This window comes from Variovorax sp. CAN15, assembly GCF_030462475.1.
Classification (GTDB): domain Bacteria; phylum Pseudomonadota; class Gammaproteobacteria; order Burkholderiales; family Burkholderiaceae_C; genus Variovorax.
Genome location: NZ_JASMRZ010000094.1, coordinates 1 through 19,020, shown reverse-complemented (window position 1 = coordinate 19,020; position 19,020 = coordinate 1). Strand labels below are relative to the sequence as shown.

Here is a 19,020-nt window from a genome sequence, read left to right as displayed (position 1 = left end):
ATCAACGCCGACGAAATGCTCAAGCTGGACAACCAGTTGTGGGCGCCATCGACACCCTGCTGGTCGCCGGCAGCCCCCGCGTGGAGGACATGGCGGCCGACACCCAGTTGCAGGACTGGCTCAGGCGCCAGGCGCGCACGGTGCGCCGATACGGCTCGGTGTGCAGCGGCGCCTTCGTGCTGGCCGCCAGCGGGCTGCTCGACGGCAAGCGCGTGGCCACGCACTGGAAGCTCGCCGGCCAGCTCGCCTCCGACTACCCGCTCGCCAGCGTCGAGTCGGACGCCATCTACGTGCGGGACGGCCAGCTCTTCACCTCCGCCGGCGTCACGGCCGGCATGGACCTCGCACTGGCCATGGTGGAGGAAGACCACGGCCGCGACCTCGCGCTGAGCGTGGCGCGCCAGCTGGTGATGTTCCTCAAGCGCCCCGGCGGCCAGAGCCAGTTCAGCGCCCACCTGGCGGCCCAGACGTCCGAGCGCTCCAGCATGCGCGAAGTGCAGGACCACGTGCTCGCGAACCTCAAGGCAGACCTCTCCGTGCCCGCCCTCGCCCGGCGCGCCGGCATGAGCGAGCGCAACTTCGCGCGCATCTTCCGCAGCGAGACCGGCACCACGCCGGCCGAGTTTGTCGAGAATGCGAGGATCGACGCCGCCCGCCGCATGGCCGAGGAATCCGACCTGCCGGCCAAGCGGCTGGCCGACGCGGTGGGCTATGCGAACGTGGACGGCTTCAGGCGCGCATTCGGCCGCCGCTTGGGCGTAAGCCTCGTGGAGTACCGCAGGCGCTTCGCCAGTTGATGACCGAACAACCGGAACCAACCATGCAGATCGAGGCATTCGACGAAGGACTGGACCAGCGCAACATCGTCGCCTACGACCCGGCGTACGCCGAAGTCTTCGCCGCCGCGCGCGAATACGTGCAGGCACGGCTGCCCGGCGTGGAGTTGGTGCACATCGGAAGCACGGCCATCGCCGGCCTGCGCGGCAAGCCCATGATCGACACGGCCGCCATCACCGCCCGCGAAAGCCTACGCGAGGAGCAGGCGCGGTTTGAAGGCATCGGTTTCCACCGCCGCCCGGTCTGGGTCGACCGCGACGAGAAGCCGTATGTCTGCGGCTCGGTGCTGCACGAGGGGCGGCGCTTCAACCTCAACATCCACATCTGCCACAGAGGCGATCCGGTCCACAAGGATTCGCTGGCCTTCATCGGCATCCTCGAACGCCGCCCCGACCTGCGCCGGAAATACGAGGAAGCCAAGGACCGTGCCCACGCGGTCGATCCGGCCAATCCCCAGATATACAACCGGGAGAAAGAGGCTGTAATCAAGGAAATCGAGGCCCAGATTCCCAGGGAGTAGCCGCTCCAGCGCCACAGGAGGCCCGAGGAGGCCCATGCCCGGAGGTGAATCGAGATGTCCGCCGCCATGTTTGCCGCCCTGTTCTTCACGGTGGCGCTGCTCGTCACGACGGCCTACTTCATCATGGGCTCCATCCCGCTGCTGGTGCTGAAGCACGACACGCCGCTGGACGCGCGCTTCGTGCGCGGCTTCTTCAACCTCTACTACGTGGCTGCCTTCATCACTGCGAGCGCGACGGCGGTGAGCTTCGCCTCCGCGGGCCGGCTGGGCATCGCTGCGGGCGCAGCGGGGCTGGCGGCGATCGCCGTCGTGCTGCGCAGGAGGGTCATTCCGAAGATGGACGCGCTGGGCATGCAGATCCAGTCGAACTACATGGAGGCGATCCCGGGGTTCCGCAGAACCCACGTGGTCGCGATCCTGATCAACATCGCCCAGCTGGCGGCGATCGTCTGGACGCTGATCGCCGTGGGGCGGTAGCCGTCGCAGCCGGTCGGCCGGCGCGTGGACGGGATTTCAGGGTGCGCGCTGCGGCACGCGGCTTTCGAGCGCGGACGGCTGCCATGCGGGCTGGATGTGGCAGCCGTTCCTGCCATCGGTGTCGTAGCGCGGCATCAGCGCCTTGCAGCGCTGCGCCAGGCCCTCGGGCGCGGGCTTCTCGCCCTTGTCGATCCAGTCGAGCAGCGCGGCGAAGAGCGCGGGGTATTCCGAATCGCTCAGGTAGCTGTGCTCGCGCTCGCTGCTGAAGCTCTGCACCAGCAGGTCGCCGGTGCCTGCCGCGTCGCGGATGCGGCGGTAGGCGTTCTCGAGTTCGACGAAGGCCGTGGGGTCGTCGATGGCATGCAGGCCCACGGTGGGCAGCGAGGTGCGGCCGGTGGGCTGGCTGTCGGCCGCCAGCGCGCCCTTGGCCTGCGGATCGGCGGCGTAGCGCAGCACGCCGGCATTGAGCGCCGCGTCGTCGGCCGAGCCGCTGTAGACCACGCCGATGTTGCCGAAGGGGTTGCGGCCTTCGAGGCGCTTCTGCACCAGGTCCTGGAACAGCCAGGTCGCCCAGGCGAGGTGGCCCGGCAGCGAGCGTTCCTGGATCTTCACGACCGAAAGGATCGTCTTCAGCCGCGCCGCCTGCTCGGGCGTGCGCTGTGCGGCGGGCAGGCCGACGCCGGTGCACTCCTTCACGCGCGCGGCGAGGTCGGCGCGCGTGAGCTTCGAATCGAGCGGCAGTCCCATCCACAGCGGGTACTGCGGCTCGTCGGGGCGCGGATGGTTGCGGCAGACGTACTGGTACACCACGCGCAGGTCGAGCCTGAAGTCATAGGCGCTGTTGCCGCCGCCGAGCACGCCGCTGGTGAGCAGCAGGCCGTCGTAGGGGCTCTTCGGGCTCATTGGCCTGTTCGCACCGCCGGCGGGCGCATAGAGCTCCGCCGCCTTCGCCGCCACGCCCGCACCGTAGCTCTGCCCATGCAGCAGCGTGCGGTGCGGCTGGCCGAAATGGCGCACGAAGATCCGGCGCAGGCGCTCGGTGTCTTCCGCCGCCATGGTCACGCCGTAGCCGCCGCGCCGGTAGGTGGAAGCGGCCCATGCGTAGCCGGCCTTCACGGTGACGGCCCAGCGCTTGAGGTCTTCCTCGCTGCGCTCCAGCTTGGGCGGGCCGGTCTCGGGGCCGCCGTGGGCGTGCATCACGAGAACGCGGCCGGCATCCTTGGCCCAGTCCTTCGGGATGGCGATCCAGTAGAACGAGCCCGCGCCGTCCTCACCGGTGTAGCAGCGCGCCGACTCGGGCACCGGCGAGGGGCAGGCGGCTGCCTTCGGGCCGGAAGGCGCGGCATGCGCATACATGCCCGATGCCGCGCCGAGCAGCGCGAAGGCAGTGGAAGCCGCGAGGCTGGAGAGTCGTTTGTTCAATGGCGTACTCCGAATTCGAGCGCCGCCTTCGCCGTGTCGGTGGAGACGAATGCGAGGACGCCGCTGTTGAAGATGAAATTGCCCGGCCGGCCGGCATCGGCCTGCGCCACGCCCAGCACGGGGGTGTCGTAGTTCAGCGTGGCTGCCGCGCCGGCGAGGTTGAGGCCGGTGCCGGCCACCGTGGCATCGTGGTTCTCGCCCTTGACGCTGACCAGCGCGTAGCTGCCGTCCGCCGTGCCGCTGACCAGGCTCTGCTGCAGGCCGTACACGCGCATGCCCATGCTGGCGGCCGATTCGCGCACCAGGTGCATCGGCACGGCGACGCCGTTGACCAGGCCGATGACCATCGAGCCGGTGAGCGTGCCGCCGGTGGTCACGGCGCTGCCGGTGGGCGAGGTGGTGTACAGGTCGAAGGCGCCGCGCGTGCCGTTGTAGGTGATGTAGCCCTTCTCGGTCTGCGTGCAGCTCGCGTCGTAGGTCATGAAGGCGCCGCTGACCGGATCGCGGCAGTACTGGAAGGTGCCCGCGTTGCGCAGCCGCACCGACGACGCATGCGCCGCCGTGCCGCCGGTGCCCTGCTGCACGCCAGCCGCGTTGAAGATGTTCGCCACGGGGTTGAACACCGTCGGCGTCGCCGCGTTCTGGAAGGCGTTCTGGAACGCCAGCAGCGGCGCGAAGCCGCCGCCGCTTGGCGCATTCACGCCACCCGATAGCACGCCGCCCGCGCCGAAACTGAACACCGCCCCGCTCTCCGCGCTGGCATAGCTGCAGTTGCCCTCGGACACCAGCGTGCCGGTGCGCACAGTGCCGGCCGTGCGCTGCAGGCTCGCGTCGATGGTCACGGTGTAGGCCATGGTGGCCGGGTCGATCTGAACGCGCAATTCCTCGCCGAAGCTGTTGCCGCCCTTGTAGGTGGTGACGGCGGCGGGCAGGTTCGGGCAGGCCAGCGGGTCGCCGACCTCGGTCACGCAGCTGTAGTTGACGGCCGCGTCCAGGCTGCCGCTGCCGCGGTACTTGGGCCAGGACGGGAACAGGCACAGCGGGCGCGTGCGGCCGTAGGTGCCGGCCACGGCGTCGACCGCGACGCCGGTGGCAGGCGCGAGGCCGTTCTCCACCCAGCCTTCGAGCGCGGCGAGCGAGTCCCAGTTGGGAATGAAGCTGCCGGTGCCGTGGCCCATGCCGGGCACGGTGTAGAAGCGCACGCTCTGGTCGACCGAGGCCTGGCCCACCGTGGCGATCAGCTGCTTGTAGTAGTCGATGGTCGAGTTCGGACTGATGACCTCGTCGGCCAGGCCGTGCAGCATGATGAGCCGGCCGCCGTGCGCGAAGAAAGGCGCGAGGTTCGGGTTGGTGGCGTCGGTGAGATTCGACACTTCCGTCACGCGCGCCGCATAGCTGCCCGGGTCCAGCGGATCGAAGGTCAGCGTGTCGAAATTCGCGATGCGGGTGACGAAGAACTTCACCCACTGGTCGCCGGTGACGTACATGTTGGCGTCGGCCGAGGTGGCCGGGTTGGCCGGCACCTTGCGCGTGCCGAGGTCGCGCGTGGTGAAGGGGCCGGCCACCAGCGCGCCTTCGAGCAAGTTGTAGCCGCCCGCGCGCTTCACGCCGTTGGCCAGCGAGTAGGTCGTGAAATCGAGCGGCGATTCGATGGCGCGCACGGTTGCGAGTTGCGCGTCCGACAGGCAGGTGTCGCCCGTGTCCGCGCCGCCGCTGCAGCGCAGCGAGGCCAGGATCTGGCTGTTCAGCAGGCGGCAGCTCTCGACATTGCTCACGATGCTGTCGGCCGCGCCGTCGAGCTTGTCGCAGGCCTGCATCGCGGCCTTCTGCACCAGCAGCGTCTTCGCCACGTTCATCCAGCCGGCGCCGCCGTTGTTGTAGAGCGCGCGGCCCACGGCCACGTTCGACAGGCGCGTGCCGGTGTAGTTGAGCGCGGGCTCGTTGGCGATCACGCCGTCGTAGTCCAGCGGCCAGCGCTGGATGTAGCTCAGCGCGTCGCGCCCGCCGGTGGATGTGCCCAGGAAGTAGGCGTGCTTCGGCGCCATGCCGTAGCGCGCGAGCACCAGCGCCTGCGCCACGTCGCGCGTCTTCTTGAGCGAGTTGCCGCCGTAGTTGGCGAGCTGCTCGTCGTTGGCCGCGAACTTGCCGTCGGTGATGCTGCCCGACTGGTGGCCCGAGTCGTCGCCGTAGGTGGCGTAGCCCAGCGCGAGCGGCGCGGGCTTGCCGGCGGGGCCGAAGCGGATGACCTCGGTGCCGTCGATCAGCACGCCGTCGAAGCCGCCGCCGCCGAAGTGGATGGTCTTCTGGTTCCACTTCTCGGGCAGGTTGACCGCGAAGTTGATGGACTGCGAATTGGGGTCCACCGGCTGGATCGTGCCGCGCACGCGGCAGTAGTCGCCCAGCGTGTTGCCGGCGTCGCTCGCGGCGACGGGCGTGACGCTGGTGACGGTGGCGCCCTGCGTGGGCAGGCTGATGAGCGAGGCCGGCAGGCTCCTGCCCGCGAGGTCGGCGCAGGAGACGACCGGCTGCACGGCCGGAGGCGGCGGGTTGTCGGGCTGGTCGCCCGCGGGCTGGTTGTCGACGCCGCCGCCGGCGGGCGGCGTTGTCGACGCAGGGGGCAGGAAGCCGAAGCCGCCGCCTCCTCCCCCACCTCCGCCGCCGCATGCGGCCAGGGCCAACGAGATGCCGATCGCGCTGGCAACGGCGAGAAACTTCGATGCAGGGCGCTGCTGGCGCATGGACTTGTCTCCGGCATGCGGCCTCGGTGGACCGCTTGTTCTTGAATGGGCGGCCGGAAGATAGATTCGGGGTGACTTAGGGTCAAATAAAATAAAAAGGCACTTTTCATACGAAAAAAATATGGACATACGGGCACTGCGCTACTTCGCCGCCGTCGCCGAGACCGGCCACATGACGCGCGCGGCCGAGCAACTGGGCATCCAGCAGCCGCCGCTGAGCCAGCAGATCAAGGCGCTGGAGCGCGAGCTGGGCGTGCTGCTGTTCCGGCGCCATCCGCGCGGCGTGGCGCTCACCGACGCGGGCCGGCTGTTCCAGGCCGAGGCGCTGCGCATGCTTCAGGACATGGAATCGATGAAGCAGCGCATGACGCGCGTGGCCAAGGGCCAGGCCGGCAGGCTCGCGGTGGGCTTCACCAGCTCGGCGGCCGCGCACCGCTTCATGCCCGACGCGCTGCGCGAGTTCCGCCGCGCCTACCCCGACGTGGAGCTGCAGCTGCGCGAGGACAACGCGGCCGAACTCACCGAGGCACTGGCCGCAGGCCGACTGCACTGCGGCCTGCTGCGCGTGCCGGTCGCCCGTCCCGAGGGGCTGCTGTTCGAGACGCTGCTGCGCGAGCCGGTGCTGGTCGCCATGCCCAGCGACCATCGCCTTGCCCGCGGCCGCGACAAGGACTCGCGGGCGCTGCCGCTCGCGAAGCTCTGCGAGGAAGGCATCATCCTCGTGCGGCGCCCGGGCGCGCCGGGCCTCTATGCCGACCTGCTCGCGCTGTGCCACGCCAAGGGGCTGCGACCGCGCGTGGTGGCCGAAGTCGATCGAATGATGACCAACCTGAATCTCGTGGCCGCGGGTGTCGGCCTCTCCGTGGTGCCGGCCTCGATGCACGGCGTGCACGCGCACGCCATCGCCTACACGCGGCTCGCGGACGGCGGCCAACTCGATGCGCCGCTCACGCTGGTCTCGCGCGCGGAGGAAGACAACCTGCCCGCGCTGAATTTCGCTGCGCTGCTGCGCAGGCTGGCCCAGGAGAACCCCGGCTCATGACCCGGCTTCGCCGCCGCCACCTGCTGCAGCGCGCCGGCACCCTGCTCGCAGCGGCCTGCGCATTGCCACGCATGCTGCATGCGGCGCCCGCGCTGTGGCCGAACCGGCCGTTGCGCCTGATCGTGGTCTACCCGCCCGGCGGTGTGAGCGACGGCATGGCCCGCGTGCTCGCCGAGCCGCTCGCACGTTCGCTCGGCGTGCCGGTGCTCATCGAGAACCGCCCCGGCGCGGGCGGCAGCCTCGGCATGGACGCACTCGCCCGCGCCAAGCCCGATGGCAGCACGCTGGCCTTCTCCGCCATCAGCCCGCTCACGCTGCACCCGCTGCTGGCGCGCGTGCCCTACGACCCGATACGCGCCTTCGTGCCCGTGACCAGCGTCATGCGCACCCCGGTGCTGGTGGTGGGTACGCCCGCCTTCGCCGGCCGAGGCTTCGGCGAGCTGATCGCGCAGGCGCGCAGGCAGCCGGGAGAAGTGCGATGGGCCACGTCTGGCGTGGCCACCATCGGCCACCTGGTGCTCGCGCAGGTGCGCGTGCAGAGCGGCACCGACATCACGCACATCCCCTACCAGGGCGGCGGTCCGCAACTCAACGACGCACTGAGCGGCCAGTTCGAAGTGCTCTCCACCAACGTCGCGGCGCAGCAGCTTCAATACATCGAAGGCGGCCGCTTCCAGGCGCTGGCCGTGGGCGCGCCCTCGCGCATCGAGGCGCTGCCCGCCGTGCCCACGCTCGCGGAGCTGGGCTACGAAAAGGCGAACCGCGATTCGCTCTTCGGCATCTTCGCGCCGGCGCGCACACCGGGCGCGGTGGTGCAGATGCTCAACGCGGAGATCAACCGCGTGCTGGAAAGCGATGCAATGCGCGCACGGCTGCGCGCGGCCTACAACCTGCCGGCCGGCGGCGGCAGCGACTCCTTCGCGCACGAGATCGCGCTGGACCGGCGGCGCAACCGGGAGCTGGTGACGGGGGATCGGGCGCAGTTCGACTGAGTCTTCGGTCTCAGCCCTCGGCCACCCAGAGCCGGGGGTAGTCGCGCACGAAGCTGTCGGCCGTGACGCCCAGCGTGGCCGCGTAGTCGAAGCGCTTCGCTTCGTACGCATACTCGTTCTCGCCGCGCCGCTCGTAGCGCTGCATCAGCTCGCTGAGCCCGCCGCCGCCATCGATGTCGAGCCATGCGGCAGGCGCATCCGCGGCCTCGCCCTTCGCAAGGCCCAGTCGGCGCAGTTGCAGCAGGTTGGTGGCGGGCGTGAAGCCCAGGTCGAGGTCGATGCAGTGCGACAGGTCTGGCACGGCTTCGTCGTTGAGCTTCCAGTGGCCGCGCGCGTCGCGGGCGATGGAGAGGTCGATTGCCGAGTCGCCGAGCCAGCCGCGCACCGTGCCCCACTGGGTGTGCCATAGCAGGTCGCAGCGCACGCGGTAGTGCAGCTGGCCGATGCGGCCGTCTTCCAGGCGGAACACGGCGGCTCCGTCGAGTTGCCAGGCCGAGGCATTGCGTTCGAGGCGGCAGGCATCGTGGCCCGGTACGTCGAGCCTGCGCCAGAGGATGGAGGCGACCGTTTGCATGGCGCGCATGATGGCACCGGCATGCTGCGGTGCGCAAGCAATGACCCGCCATCCGGGCCCCGAAATGGCCGCAAGGCCTGACGCACAATGCGCGTCCATGACCTCCAAGCTCCTCGCGGCCCTCGCGCTGGCACTGTCCGCGCTCCTGACCGGCGCGGCCCATGCGGCCGCCACCGCACTGAAGGACGGCGACATCATCTTCCACACCTCGCGCTCGGCCCAGAGCCTCGCGGTGCAGCGCGCCACCGGCTCGCGCTACAGCCACATGGGCATCGTGCTGATGCGCGGAGGCAAGCCCTACGTGTTCGAGGCCGTGTCCACCGTGCGCTACACGCCGCTCGCACAATGGACGGCGCGCGGCAACGGCGGCCACTACGTGGTGAAGCGGCTGCGCGATGCCGACACGCTGCTGACACCCGGCGCCGTGGCAAAGCTGCGCGCGCGCACCTCCGACTTCGAGGGCCGGCCCTACGACCTGAGCTTCGAATGGTCGGACCAGCGCATCTACTGCTCCGAGCTCGTGTGGAAGCTCTACCAGCGCGCGCTGGGCGTGCGCATCGGCGAGCTGCAGAAGATCCGCGAGTTCAACCTGAAGGACCCGGCGGTGCGCGCCAAGATGCGCGAGCGCTACGGCGACAAGGTGCCGATGGACGAGCCGGTGATCTCCCCGGTGGCGATGTTCGACTCGCCCCTGCTCGTGACCGTGGGAACACGCTGATCGAATCGCCCCCGGCGCGCACGCCGCGCCGAGCCGCGAGACAATCGTTTCCGTGAGCTCCCAGACCCCATCGGCCCCGCCGGTCCCACCAATCCGCCGCATCGCGCACCTCGACATGGACGCCTTCTACGCGTCCGTCGAGCTGCTGCGCTATCCGCAGCTCAGGGGCCTGCCGGTGGTGATCGGCGGCGGGCGCAGGCGCGTGGACGAGGCCATCCGCAACCTGCCCGAGGGCGGCACGCTGGCCGACATTCCGGTGGAGGCCTTTCCGCTGCTGAAGGACTACACCGGCCGCGGCGTGATCACCACCGCCACCTACCCGGCGCGGCAGTTCGGCGTGGGCTCGGCGATGGGGCTCATGAAGGCCGCCAAGCTGTGCCCGCAGGCCATCATCCTGCCGGTGGACTTCGACGAATACCGGCGCTACTCGCGCGCCTTCAAGAAGATCATCCTGGAGGTCGCGCCGCTCATGGAAGACCGGGGCGTGGACGAGGTCTACATCGACTTCACCGACGTGCCCGGCGGCCAGCGCGATGGCGGGCGATCGCTCGCGCGGCTGCTGCAGAAGGCCATCTTCGACGCCACCGGCCTCACCTGCTCCATCGGCGTGGCGCCCAACAAGCTCATCGCCAAGATGGCGAGCGAGTTCAACAAGCCCAACGGCATCTCGGTCGTCTACGAGGACGACCTGGAGAAGCTCATCTGGCCGCTGCCCTGCCGCAAGGTGAACGGCATCGGCCCCAAGGCCGACGAGAAGCTCAAGCGCTTCGGCATCGAGACCGTCGGCCAGCTCGCGGCGCGCGACCGCGACTGGCTCGTCGCCAACTTCGGCAAGGCCACCGGCGCCTGGATGCACGAGGTGTCATGGGGCCGCGACAGCCGCCCGGTGGTGACCGAGAGCGAGCCCGTGTCGATGAGCCGCGAGACCACATTCGACCGCGACCTGCACGCGGTGCGCGACCGCGCCGAGCTGGGCGCGATCTTCACGCAGCTGTGCGAGCAGCTCGCCGCCGACCTGCAGCGCAAGGGCTACGTGGGCAAGACCATCGGCATCAAGCTGCGCTACGACGATTTCAAGATCGCCACGCGCGACCAGACCATCGACCGCTTCACCTCCGACGCAAAGACCATCCGCCACACCGGCGGCCTGTGCCTGAAGCGCGTGCCGCTGGAGCGCCCGCTGCGGCTGCTGGGCGTGCGCGTGGGCGCGCTGGCCAAGGCCGGCAGCCCCGAGGCGCTGGCCCCCGCCGGCTCCGGCGCGCACCGCGCGGCGTCGGAACCGGTGGCGACCACCGCTTCGCTGTTCTGAACGCACGATGGCCAAACGCTGGCTGCGACGCATGGCCTTCACCCTGCTGGGCTTCGTCGCGCTCGTGGGCCTGTACGTGGCCACGGCCTGCGCGCTGGTGCTCTGGCCCGCCAATACCGAGTCACCGAAGAATGCCGGCGCCGAAGTGCAGGCCTGGGTGCTGAGCAACGGCGTGCACACCGACTACGTGTTCCCGGTGCGCTCCGCCGCCGTCGACTGGCTGCAGCACTTTCCGCTGAAGGACTTCAAGGCGCCGCCGCCCGATGCCGAGTTCATTGCCATCGGCTGGGGCGACCGCGAGTTCTACCTGGACACGCCCACCTGGGCCGACCTGACCGCATCGCGCGCCTTCGGAGCGCTCGCCGGCGGCAACCGCGCGCTGCTGCACGTGAGCTACCTGCGCCGCAACCAGCTCGGACAAGGCGCCTACAGCCTGCCGCTCACCCAGGCGCAGTACGCGCAGCTCGCCGCCTACGTACGCGCCGCCCTGCCATCGGGCAAGGCCACGCCCATCGCGGGCGCCCACTACGACGCGCAGGACGCGTTCTACGAAGCCGAAGGCGGCTACAACCTCTTCGAGACCTGCAACACCTGGACCGGCCGGGGCCTGCGCCAGGCGGGCGTCACCGTCAGCCGCTGGACGCCCTTCGACTTCACGGTGACGTGGCACATGCAGCCGGCGCGGCCCTGAACAGGTTCACGCTCAGGGCTTGGGCACCCCACCCGACCACTTCGACCAGTTCGCGACGATGTGATCCACCACGCGGCTGCCCACCAGCTCGATGTTCTCCACCGTCTCGGCGAAGCCGCCTGCGGTCTCGCCCGGTGCCGGGTCCAGGTGCTGCAGCGTGCTTTCCTTCGGGTTGCCCTGGTCGAAGTTGACGGCGCCGCGCAGGCTCATCACGCGGTCGGTGCCGTGGGTGCGCTTGATGACGAGGGTGATGGCGGCGGCCTCCATCTCGGTGATGACGTAATCGTCGGCGCCGTATAGCTTGGCGATGTACTGCGCCTGCTTCGACATGCCGGGGCCGTGGAAGAAGGTGTCGCCCGTCATGTGGGTGCCGGTGCCGACGAAGGGGGCGCGGCGCGCGGCGGCGTCGGGGTAGCGCAGGCGGTACTTGCGGGCCGCTTCGGAGTCTTTCAGCGGGGTGTCGGCCGAGAGCTTCATGGCCCAGCTCACGAGGTCGGGGTTGAGCCTGAAGCGGCGGTATTCCTCGTAGCCCTTGCGCGGCATGAAGGTGGGCTCGCCGGGCTTGTTCTCCTCGGGCGCCCAGCGGTGGCCGAGGTCGTAGTCGACCAGCCAGGTGGCCCAGCTCACCTCGCCGATGGTGCCGCGCGAGGGTGGCGTGCCGGCCACGCCGGAGATGACGTAGTAGCTCTGCGAGAAGTCGAACTGCGGGTTCAGCAGGATGGCCTGCATCGACGAGGACGAATTGACCTTGCCCATGCCGAGCACCGAGCCGCAGACGCCGTCGGCGTTGCAGTACACCGGCTGCAGCGCGCCGGGCACGGCGATGGGCCTGGCGTCCTTCCAGTAGCGCTCGTACCAGTGCTGGAACTCGCCGGCGCGGTCGCCGGTGTTCTTGCCGATCTCGAACATGGCGGCGACGAAGACCTTGACCTTCACGGGCGCGGCCGCAGCGGAGGCCGTTACCGTGGCCGGGGAAGTGGATGCACAGGCCGTGAAGAGCAGCGCCGCTGCGGGCACGGCCAGCCAGCGGGCGGCGAAAAGGGAAGACTTGGACGAACTCATTCTGGGACCCGGTAAGAGAAGAAAAACGACAGAGAGAAAAACGACAGGACTTGCGCCGCAAGCGCACCCGGCGCACCGCTGGCGCCTGCGGCGTCCTACAACCGGCGATTGTCGGTGCTGGCAAAGCGCGATGTAACGCAACCACGCAAGCCCCATGCCGGCCCCTTCATCTTCATCTTCCTCCTCGCCCGCCAGGCCTCCGTCGAAGCCGACGCCCATCGCCAACGGCCTGGTCTACGTGAACCCCGACATGCCCGGCATCCGCCGCCTGAAGCACGGAGAACGCTTCCGCTACCGCGACGCCCGCGGCATGTGGGTGCGCGACGCGGACGAGCTCTCGCGCATCCGCATGCTGGCCATTCCGCCGGCCTACACGCAGGTGTGGATCTGCCCGCTGCCCAACGGCCACCTGCAGGCCACCGGCCTCGACGCGCGCGGGCGCAAGCAGTACCGCTATCACGCCGACTGGCGCTCGATGCAGGACGAGACCAAGTTCGACCGCCTCGAAGCCTTCGCGCTCGCGCTGCCGGGCATCCGCGCCCGCGTGGCGCGCGACCTGCAACTGCCTCCGGGCCGCAAGGCGCCCGGCCGGGCCCAGGTGCTCGCGGCGCTGGTGCGCCTGCTCGACACCACGCTGCTGCGCGTGGGCAACGAGGAATACGCGAGCAGCAACGGCTCCTTCGGCCTCACCACGCTGCGCAACCGGCACGCGACGCTGAAAGGCCAGGCGCTCAAGTTGCGCTTCCGGGGCAAGAGCGGCGTGATGCACGAGGCGCAGCTCGACGATCCGCGCGTCGCCAAGGTCGTGCGGCAGTGCCAGCAGCTGCCGGGGCAGGCGCTGTTCCAGTACGTCGACGCGGATGAGGAAGGCGATGGCAAGGCGGGCGAGCTGCGCGGCGTCTCATCGACCGACGTGAACGACTACCTGGCCGAAGCCGCCGGCGGCGAGCGCTTCACCGCCAAGGACTTCCGCACCTGGCACGGCACGGTGCAGGCGCTGGAACTCACCCGCCTGGCCTGCGAACCGGGCCGCACCGCCGCCGACGGCAGCCGCTACAGCGCCAAGGACATCCTCGGTGCGGTGGCCAGGCAGCTGGGCAACACGCCGGCTGTCTGCAAGAAGGCCTATGTGCACCCTGCCGTCCTGGCGCTGGGCAGCGCGCTGTCGGACGGCGACGAGGCCACCGCCGCGCTGTTCGAGAAGATCGGAGGCAGCCGCACCGCGAGACCCTCGCGCGGGTTGCACGCGGCGGAGCGCCGGCTACTGTCGTTCCTCAAAGCGCTCCGGCGCGCCCCAAAAGCCAAAGCCGCAATAAAGCCTGGAAAAGCTCAGGTCCGCGTCGCGAGCATCAGGCGCACGCTGACGGCATCGAGCGCCAGCGTGTAACCCAGGTCTTCGGCGAGGCTCTGCAGCGCCACGGCGTCGATGGCCAGCGCGCGCGGCGCACGGTGCGCGTCGAGCACCGCCTCGGTCGCCCCGGGCTCGCGCGGCAGCGCCGTGAGGCGCAGCGCGTCGGCGCCGTCGGCCTCGACGCGGATAGTGCCGGCCTCGTCCGCGCCGTCATGCAGGTAGCCCATCGCACCCAGGAACAGGTAGCGCAGGGCAGCGGCCGCGGGCCAGCGGTGCTCGTCGTCGGCGGGCGCGAGCGAATCATCGGTTTCCAGCACCACGCCGTGCAGATCGAAGGCGGCGCGCATCAGCGTGACGCACTGGGCCACCAGCGCGCTGCGGGTGATGCCGTCGTCGATGGTGGCAAGCTCCCAGTCGCGCAGCGAACGGATGGCCCCTACCAGCTCGGAAACCTGGTTGTCGATCAGTCCCACCCGCTCTTCGCAGGCCGCGGCATCGACGGTGGCGGCGCCGATCTGCCGCTTGAGCATCAGCAGCGCCATGCGGATCACCGAAACCGGCGCGGCCATGTCGTGGCGCAGGGCGGGCAGTGCGCGGGTGAGGAGTTCGTGGCGCACGCCAGCGGCGATCCAGCTGCGCGCACTGGGGGAGGATTTCATCGGACGGCGGCCACGGGCTTCAGGTTCATCATCGGCAGGGGCAAGAGCAGCTTGCCTCCAGAAACGTTCTGGTAACAAGTATGAAGTATCAAGCCCGCCCGCAGGTGTAGGAGGGTGCCTACCGTGATGCCGCCTTGCCCCGGGGGCCCTTGCCGGGCCGCCCCGGCCCCGTCGACGCCCTCAGGGCTTGCCAAGGTAGGCGCGCACGTCCTTCACCTCGACGCCCGCCGCCGCGATGGCCGAGCGCAACTGTGCTTCGGTCACGCCCAGTGTCTGGGTCCAGTAGCGCACCTCGTGCGCCTCGTTCACGTTGATTCGGGCGGCATCCTGCGGCCCGCGCTTGTTCAGGTCATCGGCCATGGTGTGTTTCCTTTGCAGAAAGCTCCACCTTGCGGCGCCCGTCAAAGGGTTCCTGGCAGACGGCGGCGCACCCGCTTGCAGGAGAAGTCCGAGGGGAGCCGCCCGTGCTTGCCTGGCGGTCAGGCGCAGCGTGCCCGCAGCTCGCGCTTGAGCAGCTTTCCGTTGGCCGTGGTCGGCATCGCATCGATCAGCTCGATGCGCGCCGGGCGCTTGTAGGGCGAGAGGTTCCCGGCAAGGTGCGCGCGCAGCGCCGCCTCGTCGAGCGCCGCGCCGGGCTTCAGCTCGATGAAGGCGACGACCTGCTCGTTGCCGTCGGCCTCGGGAACGCCGATCACCGCGCACTGGTGCACGCCCTCGAATCGGCCGATGACCGCCTCGATCTCCGCCGGGTACACGTTGAAGCCCGAGCGGATGATCATTTCCTTCAGCCGCCCGACCACGAAGAGCGCGCCGTCCTCGCCGAAGCGCCCGAGGTCTCCGGTTGCATACCAGCCGCCCGGGCGCATCACCTGCGCGGCGGCGGCCGCGTCGCGGAAGTAGCCGAGCATCAGGCCGGGGCCGCGCAGCCAGATCTCGCCGGTGCCGCCCTGTGCCACCTCATTGCCGTCGGGGCCGACGATGCGGGCCTCGCCGCCTTCAACCGCATGACCGGCGGAGGTGTCGGTGCGCGGCGATTCGGTGCGCGTGAGAAACACCGAGCCCGCGTACTCCGACAGGCCGTAGCCGTAGTGCAGCGGCTGCCCGAAGAGCCGCTCCACGCGCTGCTTGAGCGCAGGATCGAGCGGCGCCGAGCCGGTGTAGACATAGCGCAGATCCGGAAAGCGCGGCGTCGCACGCTCGGCCTCGATGTGTGCGAGCAAGCGCGCATACATCGTCGGCGGGCCGAGCAGGTTCGACACCTTCTCCTGCGCCAGCGCCTGCAGCACGTCGGCCGGCGAGAAGCTGCCGCGCAGCACCAGCGCCGCGCCGCCCGTGAGCGCGGCCATCAGCACCGTGCCGATGCCGAAGATGTGCGTCATCGGCAGGAAGGCGTAGACGCGGTCGCGCTCGCCCAGCGCGCGCACCTGCGCCGACACGCGCCCGAAATGCAGCAGCCCCCGGTGCGACACCATCACGCCCTTGGGCGTGCCCGAGGTGCCGGAGGTGAAGATGATGGCGGCGGTGTCGGCCAGCGCCGGGTCGGGCTCGGTGCGGGCATCCGCGCGGGCAGCCGAACGCATCACGCCCTCGAGCGCGCAAGGCTGCGCACCGGCCCTGCGCGCATGCTGCGCCGCTGCTTCGGAAGCTGCCGCCGTGTAGCAACACAGCCGCGCATCGGCGCGCTCGGCGATGGCCGCGATCTCGCCCGGCGACATTCGCGCATTCACGCCGCACGACCACGCGCCCACGCGGCTGCAGGCCATCAGCAGCGCGATGTGCGCCGCGCAGTTCTCGGCCACCAGCAGCACGCGGTCGGTCGGCCGAACGCCGGCGGCCAGCAGGTCCTGCGCGGCAACGTCGACCATGGACTGCAACTGCGCATAGGTCGTCGTGCCGCCGGGCTCATGGAGAAACACCGCATCGGGCGTGCGCGCCGCGCGCTCTTCAAGCAGATGGTGAATTCGCTGCATGCTCACTCGGCCTCGATGCCCTTGGACGCCGTCGCCCACAGTTGCCGGTCGGCCTTGCCCTTGGTCGCCAGCACCTCCGGCGCGCCCGACCACACCTCGTAGCCCTGCTCACGCAGGCGGTTCGCGATGTCCTCGCGCGCCAGCATCTTCTGCGCGGCGGCGTTGATGCGAGCGACCAGCGCCGGGTCCAGGCGCGCCGGCCCGTACAGGCCGAACCAGCCGCCCACGTCGTAGCCGGGCACGCCCGACTCGACCATGGTCGGCACCTCCGGCAGCATGCGGTTGCGCTGGCGCGAAGTGACGGCCAGCGCGCGCACCTTGCCTGTCTGTATGAAGGGCTTGGAGGTGGCGATGATGTCGAACATCATGGTCACGGTACCGGCCATCACGTCGGCGAGCGCGGGCGCGCTGCCCTTGTAGGGCACGTGCGTGAGCTGCACGCCGGTCATCTTCTCCAGCAGCGCGCCGCTAAGGTGGTTGGATGCTCCCACCCCCGCCGAGCCGTAGAACACCTTGCCCGGCCGCGCCTTCGCATAGGCCAGCAGCTCGGCCACGCTGCGCACCGGCACCTCGTTGTTGACGACCAGCACGTTGGTGTAGTCCACCAGCGGCGCGATCGGCGCGAGGTCCTTCATCGGATCGAAGGCCATGTGGCGCTGCACATTGGGGTTGATGGTGATGGTCGGGCTCGCGCCGAAGAAGAGCATGGCGCCGTCGGGCGCGGCCTTGGCCACCGCGTCGCCGCCCAGCGAGCCGCTGGCGCCGGGGCGGTTGTCCACGATCACCTGCGTGCCCAGTTCCTGGCTCAGCGCGGGCGCGAGCAGGCGGGCGGCACCGTCCACCGGGCCGCCGGCCGAGTAGCCGACCACCAGCTTGATGAGCGGCGGCAATGGCTGCTGCGCGAACACGCGCGAAGGCAGTGCGGCCAGCGCCGCGCTGCCCGCCAGCGCGGACACGATGTGGCGGCGCGAGAGGTCGATGGAAGTCATGAGCGTTGTCTCCTTTTGTGTATTTCTTCGGCGCCGCGTCGCTCAGGCCGGCAGTTCAAGCACCTGCCGCGCGAGGATGTTGCGCTGTATCTCGTTGGTGCCGCCGTAGATCATTGCGGCGGTGGAACCGATGAGCGGCGAGAGCACGTTGAAGGTCTGGCCGTCGAGCACCTGGTCGCCGGCCACGGCCCCCTGCTCCTCGCCCGCCTCGACCAGCAGCGCGCCGATGCGGTGATAGGTCTCGCTCGCCCAGATCTTCAGCAGCGACACCGAAGCCGGCAGCGGCTTGCCCGCGCGCACGATGTTCGCGAAGCCGGTGTAGGCGGCCGAGAGGTCGAGCACGTCGAGCCGCAATGCCGCGAAGCGCTGCGCGAACACCGGGTCGGCGAACAGCCGCCGCGCCTGCGCCAGCCGCGCGAGCTGCCCCAGCGCGTACTGCGACTGCTTGGGGCTGCCGAGGAAGATGCGCTCGAAACCCAGCAGCGCCTTCGCGATGGTCCAGCCGCCGTGCAGCTTGCCCACGAGGTTCTCCGCCGGCACGCGCACGTTGTCGAAGAACACTTCACAGAACTCCGGCTCGCCCGCCAGCGTGTGGATCGGCCGGATGGTGATGCCCGGCGTGCGCAGGTCGCACAGCAGGAAGCTGATGCCCTCCTGCTTGCGCGCGTCCTTGTCGGTGCGCACCAGCATGAAGATGTGGTTGGCGTCCTGCGCGAGCGTGGTCCAGATCTTCTGGCCGTTGACGATGAAATGCTCGCCCTGCGCATCGCGCGCCGGCATGGCCTCGGTGCACAGGCCCGCGAGGTCGGAGCCGGCGTTGGGCTCCGAATAGCCCTGGCACCACACATGCTCGCCGCTCAGGATGCGCGGCAGGAAGCGCTGCTGCTGTTCGGTCGTGCCGTGCTGGATGAGCAGCGGCCCGATCATCACGATGCCCTGGTCGGGTGCGCGCGCCACGCCGTACTGCTCCAGCTCCTCGATCCACGCGATGAGCTTGTCGGCCGGCAGCCCCATGCCGCCGTGCGCCTGCGGCCATGCGGGCGCGATCCAGCCCTGCGCCGAGAGTGTGAGGTACCAATCGCGCATCTCGCTCCAGCGCGCGCGGTGCGAGAGGTAGCGCAGCTGCTGCGGATAGCGCTGCTGCAGGAAGGCGCGCACCATGTGGCGGAAATCGGCCTCGGGCATCGAAGACCAGTCGGCGATGCGCGGAAACCCGCCTTCCCATGTGACCGCGGCAGTCGCCGCCGTCTCGGCCTCGCCGCTGAGCGCCGCATGCCGGCGCTGATGCGCGCTCGCGTTGCCCAGCCAGGCCGAGAGGCACAGCACGCGCTTGTAGAACAGGCTCAGGTCGCACTCCTGCGTGTAGCCGATGGCACCGTGCAGCTGCACCGAGGCGCGCGAAGCCTGCAGCGCGGCGGCGGTGCAGCGCGCATTGACGCGGCTGGCCTCGGCTTCGAGCCGCTGCGCCGGCAGGCCCTGCGCCGCCAGCGCCAGCACGTCGTCGAGCGTGGCCTTCGCCACTTCGAGGTGGATGAACATGTCGACGCAGCGGTGCTGCAGCGCCTGGAAGCTGCCGATGGGCTTGCCGAACTGCGAGCGGGTGCGCAGGTAGGCCAGCGTCTGCGCCAGCATGGCCTGCCCGGCGCCCAGCAGTTCGGCCGACTGCAAT

Annotated in this window: 18 protein-coding genes; 9 read left to right on the top strand and 9 right to left on the bottom strand. The window is 70.0% G+C overall.

Features of this window, described 5'->3' with window-relative positions:
* The 3 genes from QMO14_RS29710 to QMO14_RS29700 form a co-directional block, all read left to right on the top strand.
* Positions 1 to 797: GlxA family transcriptional regulator (locus tag QMO14_RS29710; protein ID WP_301511581.1), on the top strand; the 797-nt coding region annotated here is incomplete at its 5' end.
* 23 nt (positions 798 to 820) lie between these two features.
* Positions 821 to 1,357, top strand: coding sequence for a GrpB family protein (locus QMO14_RS29705; protein WP_301511580.1), 537 nt, complete (start codon positions 821 to 823; stop codon positions 1,355 to 1,357).
* Between the two features lie 54 nt (positions 1,358 to 1,411).
* Positions 1,412 to 1,834, top strand: coding sequence for a hypothetical protein (locus QMO14_RS29700; RefSeq protein WP_301511579.1), 423 nt, complete (start codon positions 1,412 to 1,414; stop codon positions 1,832 to 1,834).
* A 36-nt stretch (positions 1,835 to 1,870) separates the two neighbouring features.
* Here QMO14_RS29700 and QMO14_RS29695 read toward each other — a convergent pair whose 3' ends face one another.
* Both QMO14_RS29695 and QMO14_RS29690 read right to left on the bottom strand, forming a co-directional pair.
* Positions 1,871 to 3,256, bottom strand: a complete 1,386-nt coding sequence (locus QMO14_RS29695) for a hypothetical protein (protein WP_301511577.1) — start codon at positions 3,254 to 3,256, stop codon at positions 1,871 to 1,873.
* A complete protein-coding gene (locus QMO14_RS29690) occupies positions 3,253 to 5,994 on the bottom strand; it encodes a tannase/feruloyl esterase family alpha/beta hydrolase (protein WP_301511576.1) in 2,742 nt (913 codons plus the stop codon). The genes QMO14_RS29695 and QMO14_RS29690 overlap by 4 nt, the downstream gene beginning before the upstream one ends.
* 121 nt (positions 5,995 to 6,115) lie before the next feature.
* On the opposite strand from QMO14_RS29690, the gene QMO14_RS29685 reads away from it, so the two are divergent.
* The gene (locus QMO14_RS29685) at positions 6,116 to 7,036 is read left to right on the top strand and encodes a LysR family transcriptional regulator (RefSeq protein ID WP_301511575.1); all 921 of its coding nucleotides are present in this window, start codon (positions 6,116 to 6,118) and stop codon (positions 7,034 to 7,036) included.
* On the top strand, positions 7,033 to 8,028 hold the full coding sequence (locus QMO14_RS29680) for a tripartite tricarboxylate transporter substrate binding protein (protein ID WP_301511573.1): 996 nt from the start codon (positions 7,033 to 7,035) through the stop codon (positions 8,026 to 8,028). The genes QMO14_RS29685 and QMO14_RS29680 overlap by 4 nt, the downstream gene beginning before the upstream one ends.
* A gap of 10 nt (positions 8,029 to 8,038) precedes the next feature.
* On the opposite strand, the gene QMO14_RS29675 is transcribed toward QMO14_RS29680, so the two are convergent.
* Positions 8,039 to 8,611: a putative glycolipid-binding domain-containing protein gene (locus QMO14_RS29675; RefSeq protein WP_301511572.1), complete on the bottom strand. Its 573-nt coding sequence runs from the start codon at positions 8,609 to 8,611 to the stop codon at positions 8,039 to 8,041.
* An 88-nt stretch (positions 8,612 to 8,699) separates the two neighbouring features.
* Between QMO14_RS29675 and QMO14_RS29670 the strand changes: the two genes are divergently transcribed.
* The 3 genes from QMO14_RS29670 (at position 8,700) to QMO14_RS29660 (ending at position 11,320) form a co-directional block, all read left to right on the top strand.
* Entirely contained in the window at positions 8,700 to 9,320 is a 621-nt protein-coding gene (locus tag QMO14_RS29670) for a YiiX family permuted papain-like enzyme (protein ID WP_301511571.1), read from the top strand.
* Positions 9,321 to 9,435: 115 nt separating this feature from the next.
* A complete protein-coding gene (gene dinB / locus QMO14_RS29665; protein ID WP_301511582.1) occupies positions 9,436 to 10,629 on the top strand; it encodes a DNA polymerase IV in 1,194 nt (397 codons plus the stop codon).
* A gap of 7 nt (positions 10,630 to 10,636) precedes the next feature.
* The gene (locus QMO14_RS29660) at positions 10,637 to 11,320 is read left to right on the top strand and encodes a TIGR02117 family protein (protein ID WP_301511570.1); all 684 of its coding nucleotides are present in this window, start codon (positions 10,637 to 10,639) and stop codon (positions 11,318 to 11,320) included.
* A gap of 12 nt (positions 11,321 to 11,332) precedes the next feature.
* Here QMO14_RS29660 and QMO14_RS29655 read toward each other — a convergent pair whose 3' ends face one another.
* Positions 11,333 to 12,382, bottom strand: coding sequence for a purine nucleoside permease (locus tag QMO14_RS29655; RefSeq protein WP_301511569.1), 1,050 nt, complete (start codon positions 12,380 to 12,382; stop codon positions 11,333 to 11,335).
* 154 nt (positions 12,383 to 12,536) lie between these two features.
* Here QMO14_RS29655 and QMO14_RS29650 point away from each other — a divergent pair, with 154 nt between their 5' ends.
* Complete coding sequence (locus QMO14_RS29650) at positions 12,537 to 13,769, top strand: DNA topoisomerase IB (RefSeq protein WP_301511568.1); 1,233 nt, start codon at positions 12,537 to 12,539, stop codon at positions 13,767 to 13,769.
* Here the strand turns inward: QMO14_RS29650 and QMO14_RS29645 are convergent.
* The 5 genes from QMO14_RS29645 to QMO14_RS29625 form a co-directional block, all read right to left on the bottom strand.
* Positions 13,712 to 14,392, bottom strand: a complete 681-nt coding sequence (locus QMO14_RS29645) for a hypothetical protein (RefSeq protein ID WP_301511567.1) — start codon at positions 14,390 to 14,392, stop codon at positions 13,712 to 13,714. The genes QMO14_RS29650 and QMO14_RS29645 overlap by 58 nt on opposite strands.
* A gap of 180 nt (positions 14,393 to 14,572) precedes the next feature.
* Complete coding sequence (locus QMO14_RS29640; protein WP_301511566.1) at positions 14,573 to 14,752, bottom strand: DUF3606 domain-containing protein; 180 nt, start codon at positions 14,750 to 14,752, stop codon at positions 14,573 to 14,575.
* A gap of 119 nt (positions 14,753 to 14,871) precedes the next feature.
* Positions 14,872 to 16,362: a class I adenylate-forming enzyme family protein gene (locus tag QMO14_RS29635; RefSeq protein WP_301511565.1), complete on the bottom strand. Its 1,491-nt coding sequence runs from the start codon at positions 16,360 to 16,362 to the stop codon at positions 14,872 to 14,874.
* Between the two features lie 2 nt (positions 16,363 to 16,364).
* Positions 16,365 to 17,351 (bottom strand): tripartite tricarboxylate transporter substrate binding protein, encoded by a 987-nt coding sequence (locus tag QMO14_RS29630; RefSeq protein WP_301511564.1) that lies wholly within the window; start codon positions 17,349 to 17,351, stop codon positions 16,365 to 16,367.
* A 42-nt stretch (positions 17,352 to 17,393) separates the two neighbouring features.
* The coding region (locus tag QMO14_RS29625; RefSeq protein WP_301511563.1) for an acyl-CoA dehydrogenase family protein at positions 17,394 to 19,020 on the bottom strand (1,627 nt) is incomplete at its 5' end.

What these genes read in the sequence shown, in the direction of transcription:
- QMO14_RS29705 (WP_301511580.1), top strand. Translation starts at nt 821, where the DNA reads ATGCAGATCGAGGCATTCGACGAAGGACTGGACCAGCGCAACATCGTC.
- QMO14_RS29700 (WP_301511579.1), top strand. Translation starts at nt 1,412, where the DNA reads ATGTCCGCCGCCATGTTTGCCGCCCTGTTCTTCACGGTGGCGCTGCTC.
- QMO14_RS29690 (WP_301511576.1), bottom strand. Translation starts at nt 5,994, where the DNA reads ATGCGCCAGCAGCGCCCTGCATCGAAGTTTCTCGCCGTTGCCAGCGCG.
- QMO14_RS29685 (WP_301511575.1), top strand. Translation starts at nt 6,116, where the DNA reads ATGGACATACGGGCACTGCGCTACTTCGCCGCCGTCGCCGAGACCGGC.
- QMO14_RS29680 (WP_301511573.1), top strand. Translation starts at nt 7,033, where the DNA reads ATGACCCGGCTTCGCCGCCGCCACCTGCTGCAGCGCGCCGGCACCCTG.
- QMO14_RS29675 (WP_301511572.1), bottom strand. Translation starts at nt 8,611, where the DNA reads ATGCGCGCCATGCAAACGGTCGCCTCCATCCTCTGGCGCAGGCTCGAC.
- QMO14_RS29670 (WP_301511571.1), top strand. Translation starts at nt 8,700, where the DNA reads ATGACCTCCAAGCTCCTCGCGGCCCTCGCGCTGGCACTGTCCGCGCTC.
- dinB (WP_301511582.1), top strand. Translation starts at nt 9,436, where the DNA reads ATGGACGCCTTCTACGCGTCCGTCGAGCTGCTGCGCTATCCGCAGCTC.
- QMO14_RS29660 (WP_301511570.1), top strand. Translation starts at nt 10,637, where the DNA reads ATGGCCAAACGCTGGCTGCGACGCATGGCCTTCACCCTGCTGGGCTTC.
- QMO14_RS29655 (WP_301511569.1), bottom strand. Translation starts at nt 12,382, where the DNA reads ATGAGTTCGTCCAAGTCTTCCCTTTTCGCCGCCCGCTGGCTGGCCGTG.
- QMO14_RS29650 (WP_301511568.1), top strand. Translation starts at nt 12,537, where the DNA reads ATGCCGGCCCCTTCATCTTCATCTTCCTCCTCGCCCGCCAGGCCTCCG.
- QMO14_RS29645 (WP_301511567.1), bottom strand. Translation starts at nt 14,392, where the DNA reads ATGAAATCCTCCCCCAGTGCGCGCAGCTGGATCGCCGCTGGCGTGCGC.
- QMO14_RS29640 (WP_301511566.1), bottom strand. Translation starts at nt 14,752, where the DNA reads ATGGCCGATGACCTGAACAAGCGCGGGCCGCAGGATGCCGCCCGAATC.
- QMO14_RS29635 (WP_301511565.1), bottom strand. Translation starts at nt 16,362, where the DNA reads ATGCAGCGAATTCACCATCTGCTTGAAGAGCGCGCGGCGCGCACGCCC.
- QMO14_RS29630 (WP_301511564.1), bottom strand. Translation starts at nt 17,351, where the DNA reads ATGACTTCCATCGACCTCTCGCGCCGCCACATCGTGTCCGCGCTGGCG.